The following is a 6,130-nucleotide window of genomic DNA, read 5'->3' as shown; positions in this document are numbered from 1 at the left end:
TCTCGGCCCGGTAGTCGTAGTTCTGAGGGTCATCCAGTTGGAGAGGGCCAACATGGATAATCGCCCTCATCACCGCTTCGCACTGAAGGTCAGTAACCGTAACATTGGGAACATCGGTGAAATAACGTTCAATAACATGGCTCAAGGCGTCAAATGTACCGCACATGGTCTGATAGGGAGGGAGAGACATTGTTAACTCGGGATTCAGTATAGCGAATTTAGGACGAATCACATCGATATCGACCGAGCCTTTATAGCTCATATCTTCGTTTGTAACTACGCAGCTCAAACTGGATTCACTCCCGGTACCGGGGAGGGTCAGAATGGAACCGGTGGGCAGGGTCTTTTGCACCTGAGCTTTGTGGATAAAGAAATCCCAAACATCGCCGTCATAAGGTACTCCAAAGGCAATGGCCTTGGATGAATCAATGACGCTCCCGCCGCCAATCCCCAGAACAAAATCAATTCCCTTTTTACGGCAAATCTCAATTCCCTCTTTGACCAGAGAGAGTCTGGGATTGGGTTTAACCCCGCCCAGCTCGGTAAACTTCACTCCCGCGTCGTTAAGTGATTTAATAACCGTGTCATAAATCCCAATAATTCTTAGCACATCCTCGCCGTAGTGGTGCAGCAGAATATTCCTGGAATATCGAGCGACAATCTGCCCGACATTCTCCTCCATTTTTTTGCCAAAATAGACCGTTGTTGGATTCCTGTAAACGAAATTTTCCATAGATTTACTCCTCTTTTAGTACCAGGATTTCCCATTTCAACTACTCGAGGTAGTCCTTGAGCTTGCGGCTGCGGCTGGGGTGGCGGAGTTTACGGAGCGCCTTGGCCTCAATCTGTCGGATTCTCTCACGGGTGACCTGGAACTCCTGACCAACCTCTTCGAGTGTGCGGCTGCGGCCGTCTTCGAGGCCGAACCTGAGCTGGAGGACGCGCTGCTCGCGGTGGGTCAGGCTGGAGAGCACCTCGTCAATCTGCTCCTTGAGGAGCTGTTTGGAGGCGGCGTCAACCGGCGGCATGGCGTTGCGGTCCTCGATGAAGTCGCCGAGGTGACTGTCTTCTTCCTCGCCCATGGGTAGTTCGAGGGATATCGGTAACTGCGCCACCTTGACTATTTCCCTGACCTTTTCCGAGGACAGACCCATCTTATCACCGATTTCCCTGGAGGTGGGCTCGCGTCCGTATTCCTGAGCGAGGCGTCGACTGAGCCGGAGGAGCTTGTTGATGGTCTCAATCATGTGGACGGGTACGCGAATGGTGCGTGCCTGGTCGGCTATGGCGCGGGTGATTGCCTGCCGAATCCACCAGGTGGCGTATGTGCTGAACTTGTAACCCTTGTGAGGGTCAAACTTTTCGACGGCGCGGATGAGGCCGATATTGCCCTCCTGGATGAGGTCGAGCAGGGACATACCGTGGCCGATGTGTTTCTTGGCGACACTGACCACCAGGCGCAGGTTGGCCTCGGTGAGGTGGTTCTTGGCAATTTCCGCCTTGCGTTCGATAGCAGCCAGGTAGTCGCTGAGCTCCTGTTCATGAACCCGAACGGTATCGGCGAGAGCGGGGTCGGCAACCAGGTCCGCTATATCGGCCAGAGTCACGTCTTCGCTGATGGCGTCCAGCACCTGTTGTGGGAGAAGGGCGCAGCTTACCGACAGGTTGATTATCTTCTGCTCCGTTTCCGGAGGCAGCAACTCCATCTTCAGGGCAAGGTCCTGCACCATCAACTGGTCGATAACGCCGTCTATCTTGCTTTTGAGGTCAGGGTCGGACACACTCTTGATGAAACTGCTGGAGGGTGCCAGACCGAGTGTCTCGCGCAGCGGGTCAAACAGGGCAACAGACTCCCCCAGTTCCTTCACCATTGTGAGCAGTATGTTGGTTGCCGTGGGAGGCTTTCCGTCCTTGCGCAACTGGCGTCTGACGTCATCGATGCGCTTTCCCTCTTCAATCTTCCTTGCCAGCGTCTTTTCCAGGTCCGCGGTTAGAAGCTGTACCTTACCGATTTCGTGGAGGTAGAGGCGAACGGGGTCATCTCCGACCTCCTGGTCTTCCATTGCTTCAATGTGTGTGTTAAGTTCGAGGTCGGCCGGGGACTTGGCATGAACCGGTACCCCTTCCGCGGAGGATGATTCCTCGTCATCCTTTTGTTCATCGGGAAACTGCGTGGCGCTAGGGAACTCTTCCAGACTCATCTCTCGCGCTCCTGTTTGCTCTGGCTTCTTGCTGAAACACTTCCTGCAACTGAATGTTGGCCTCGATTCCTTCCTGGGACAGTTGGGTTACGTCTATGTTAGTACCACTGGTGCTGGCCTCCTCAAGGGCAGCCGCTTCCAGTATCTTCACTTCCCGCAGGTGCTCTTTCTTCAGGCGAAGCACAAGCCGAGAGTGCTTCTGCTCCATTCGTCCGGGAACCAGGCTCCTTGATACCAGGGCGTCGACCTGCTCCCACATTGACGGGTCCAGTCTCTCCTTGAGTGATTCGAGGTCGGCAGACTGCTGCCAGGCGATAAATATCTCCCGGTTCTGGCTGTTCTGGAAGTAATCAGGCAGGAGTTCCTCACTGTCATCTTTCAGTTCAGGGTGCTGCAAGAGCAGACTGAGACACTCTTCCTCAATCGGACTGGAGAGAATTGGTGTGGTTGGCTTTACGTCGAATTTTCTGGTTGTCCTGCCAGGCCTGGATGCCGCCATGTGATCCTTCAGGGCAGCCTCTATTACATTATACCTCGTTCCAGTGCGGATTTCCAGTTTTCTTATGTAGTGGTCACGGCGTACGATATCTTTCATTCGGGCGAGGATGGGTAGAAACTCCCGGATGACTCGGGCCTGGTCTCTGGCAGTGGTAAGGTCAAGCCCGGCGGTGGTCATATCCAGGGCGTAGTCCACAACGGGCACCGCGTTCTCGATAAGGTCTTTCCAGACATCAGGGTCTTCCCGAATAACGTCGTCGGGGTCGCGGCCACCGGGGAGAAGCATAACCTGCACTTCGGCGTCCAGGGTGTTTTCGTAGTCGACGCAGCGCAGCATGGCTTCCTTACCGGCGGCATCGGCGTCCAGGGCCAGGGTGATGTTCCTGGTGAGCCTTTTCAGTGTAGTGACCTGACGCTCCGTGATGGATGTGCCCATGGAGGCGATGACGTTTGTGAAGCCGTTCTGGTGGGCCGTAATCACGTCCATGTAGCCTTCCACGAGGATAGCCCTGTCCTGTTTACGAATTACCGGTGCTGCCAGGTGTACCGCGTAGAGGGTGCCGCTTTTGTCGAACACCAGCGTCTGCGGTGAGTTGGTGTACTTGGGCAGCGAGTCATCCAGTACCCTTGCCCCGAAACCGGTAATACGGCCGCGGGCGTCATGTATCGGGAACATCAGCCGGTTACGGAACCGGTCGCGCGTATTTCCGCCGGTTGCGGAACCGGCGTCGGTCTCAACCAGCAGACCGGCATCAACGAGTTCCTTTTCACTATAACCTCTTTCTGCCAGGTGTTGCTTCAGGGCCTCCCATCTGTCCGGTCCGTAGCCGAGTTGGAAAGCGGCTACGGTCTCCGCGGTGAAGCTCCTGCGGAGCAAATAGTCCTGTGCCTTCGCCGCGTCCGGAGAATCGAGTAACTGGTCATGGAAGTAGGTGGCCGCCGCTTCGTTGACCTGGTGCAGTCGCTCCCTTTCATCCTTCCTGGCGTCCGGCCTGACCCGGGAGGGAAGTGTGACCCCTGTCTGCTCGGCAAGCAGGCGTAGTGCCTCGCCGAAATCGATACCCTGCTGTTTCATAATGAATGAAAAGACATCACCGCCGGTATTGCAGGCACCAAAGCAATGCCAGCTCTGCCGCTCCGGGAAGACGTAGAATGATGGTGCCTTCTCACTATGAAACGGGCAGAGTGCCCGGAAGTTACGTCCTGACTTGGTCAGCTTCACGTGCTGGCCAATGACTTCAACGATGTCTATCTTCTGCTTTACTTCGTCGACTTCGCTCATGTTGTCCTGTAACCCTATCCCCGTGCGGCCCAGATGGGCCGCCTGCCCCTTCCCCTCAGCAAGGGGAAGGGGGAAAAGATATTATCTGGGGGACACCCCCAGGCCCCTGCCAGAGGGGCAGGCCCCTCTATGACTCCCCTTTTTCAGCATCCTGCAAGGGGCTACAGCATAGTATAGTATAGTACAATCCGGCCCCTGATTCATCCGTTTTTATTTATCTGTTGACCGGGGGACTCCACGCATGGCGAGGACATATGCCAGACCTGCCACAAAGAGACCGACGCCGACGACACCGAATGCGGTATCGTATCGGTAAGCGCTAATGAGCAGGCCGCCGACCATTGGCCCGGTGGAATGACCGATATCCATCACGCTGGAAAGGACACCGAGGGCACCGCCGTAGCTGGAAGCTCGCGACAGGTCGGCGACAAGGGCGGCACTGGAAGCGGTAACGGTGGCCAGACCCAGCCCGAACAGGCCGATGAGTACCGCCAGGATGAGATAGCTGTCCGAGTGAGTCATCAGCGCCAATGTTACGCCGCCGAGTATGAGTCCGACTACAATCGCCGGTACACGGCCGTATCGGTCGGACAGGCGTCCCGCCAGTGGCTTCGTCAGTGTCACCACCACTATCTGCACGGTGAACAACAGTCCAATCTCAAGAGTTGCGAATCCTGACTCCTCGTGGAGGTAGATGGGCAGGAATACCTCCAGGCAGCCAAAGGCAAAGTACTGCACTGCCTCAATCGTACTGGTTGCCAGGATACCGCGATGGGTCAGGATGGCCTTGATGTCCTGCCATATCTCTCCTCGTCCCCGCCTCAGCGCTTCTCCCACCGAACCTGAAATTGTCTTCGTGATGGGCAGCCGGAGCGCGGCCACCAGTGCTAGCGTCCCAATGATACCGGTGACCAGATATACCCGGTGAAAATCGGCCAGCGCTTCACCGAAAATCAGGGCACCGCCGACAAAGGGAGCCAGAGAACGTCCGACCATCGTGGCTGATGAATACCAGCCCATGCGCTCGCCCCGTCTTTCGTCGAAGGTATCAGCCACGGCAGCCATAGCTACCGGTCCCAGAATGGCAGTGGCCAGGCCGTGGTAGACGCGCACCAGGACCAGGTGCCAGGGGAGGCTCACCAGCAGGTACAGGAATGGGGCGCTGGCGAAAACGATGGCGGCAAGCAGGATAACACGGCGTCGCCCTACAATATCGGAAAGGATGCCTGCGGGCAGGCTAACAATAATGCCGACCACAGTGGATGCCGCAGCGATAAAGCCGACAGTGCTCACGGGTACATCCAGGGCACGAATGAAAAGCGGGAGGATGGGGGTCTTGGCCATTGTCGAACTGAAGATGGCCAGCCCACCCATGACGCAGAGGAGAATGAATGGAGAGACTCTTATTCGCATTTTGAAAGGTAATTCTAACCCAGCCGAGGGGCATTGGGCAAACTTTGCACCCGCGCAGACGGGGTGTATAATACTGCACAGTCGGGCCGGAAAAGGAGGGGAACAGGATGAAATGGGTAACGAGACACCACGTACACGTAGATAGAGTGGCCTGTCCCTGGCTCATCAGGAAGTTTGTGGACCCGGATGCGGAGCTGCTTTTTGTGCCACCTGATGAAGTAATGAGCGTAGCTGAACGTGAGGGGGCGATTCCTTTCGATGCCAGGGGACAGGCTGAGCTGGACCACCACGAGGGCCGGTGCAGCTTTGAGAGTATTATCAAGAAGTACGGCCTGACAGACCCGGCACTGAATGAAGTGGCCAGGATAGTACATGCCGCTGACGTAGCCGCCGACCGTGATACGGCACCGGAGGCAGCCGGACTGGAGGCAATCGCCAGGGGGTTTGGGCTGTTACCGCATGCCGACGACCACGAGATTCTGGAGAAGCAGTTCCCGGTCTACGATGCCCTGTACGCCTACTGCCAGGCCCGACTCAACCAGTAAAAGTGTGATGAAAAATGGGAGTCCAGAGGGAGCCCCCTCAGAAGGGGGGAGCCCCCTTATGGCAGGGGTGTCTGGGCGTCATTCTTACAGAATGACGTTAGCAGAATCCGAAACCAGATTCTGCCGGTGTCCCCCAGATATAATCTTTCCCCCCTTCCGCAGAAGGCTCCTTCCTGGACAGGAAGGGGAAG

5 protein-coding genes are annotated in these 6,130 nt (G+C 56.4%); 1 reads left to right on the top strand and 4 read right to left on the bottom strand.

What is annotated here, in order from left to right; all coding sequences use genetic code 11:
• The 4 genes from VMW13_01990 to VMW13_01975 form a co-directional block, all read right to left on the bottom strand.
• On the bottom strand, positions 1-733 hold a 733-nt coding region (locus tag VMW13_01990; GenBank protein HUV43579.1), incomplete at its 3' end, for an iron-containing alcohol dehydrogenase.
• Positions 734-773: 40 nt separating this feature from the next.
• A complete protein-coding gene (gene rpoD, locus VMW13_01985) occupies positions 774-2,201 on the bottom strand; it encodes an RNA polymerase sigma factor RpoD (protein ID HUV43578.1) in 1,428 nt (475 codons plus the stop codon).
• Complete coding sequence (dnaG, locus tag VMW13_01980) at positions 2,179-3,981, bottom strand: DNA primase (protein ID HUV43577.1); 1,803 nt, start codon at positions 3,979-3,981, stop codon at positions 2,179-2,181. The genes rpoD and dnaG overlap by 23 nt, the downstream gene beginning before the upstream one ends.
• Positions 3,982-4,191: 210 nt before the next feature.
• Positions 4,192-5,394: an MFS transporter gene (locus VMW13_01975; protein ID HUV43576.1), complete on the bottom strand. Its 1,203-nt coding sequence runs from the start codon at positions 5,392-5,394 to the stop codon at positions 4,192-4,194.
• Between the two features lie 107 nt (positions 5,395-5,501).
• On the opposite strand from VMW13_01975, the gene VMW13_01970 reads away from it, so the two are divergent.
• The gene (locus tag VMW13_01970) at positions 5,502-5,939 is read left to right on the top strand and encodes a chromate resistance protein ChrB domain-containing protein (protein ID HUV43575.1); all 438 of its coding nucleotides are present in this window, start codon (positions 5,502-5,504) and stop codon (positions 5,937-5,939) included.
• Positions 5,940-6,130 lie beyond the last annotated feature (191 nt).

This window comes from Dehalococcoidales bacterium (assembly GCA_035529395.1).
In the GTDB taxonomy this organism is placed as follows: Bacteria; Chloroflexota; Dehalococcoidia; order Dehalococcoidales; family Fen-1064; genus DUES01.
The sequence above is the reverse complement of the archived record's forward strand: the minus strand, read 5'-3'. Positions and strand labels throughout refer to the sequence as shown.

What these genes read in the sequence shown, in the direction of transcription:
- rpoD (HUV43578.1), bottom strand. Translation starts at nt 2,201, where the DNA reads ATGAGTCTGGAAGAGTTCCCTAGCGCCACGCAGTTTCCCGATGAACAA.
- dnaG (HUV43577.1), bottom strand. Translation starts at nt 3,981, where the DNA reads ATGAGCGAAGTCGACGAAGTAAAGCAGAAGATAGACATCGTTGAAGTC.
- VMW13_01975 (HUV43576.1), bottom strand. Translation starts at nt 5,394, where the DNA reads ATGCGAATAAGAGTCTCTCCATTCATTCTCCTCTGCGTCATGGGTGGG.
- VMW13_01970 (HUV43575.1), top strand. Translation starts at nt 5,502, where the DNA reads ATGAAATGGGTAACGAGACACCACGTACACGTAGATAGAGTGGCCTGT.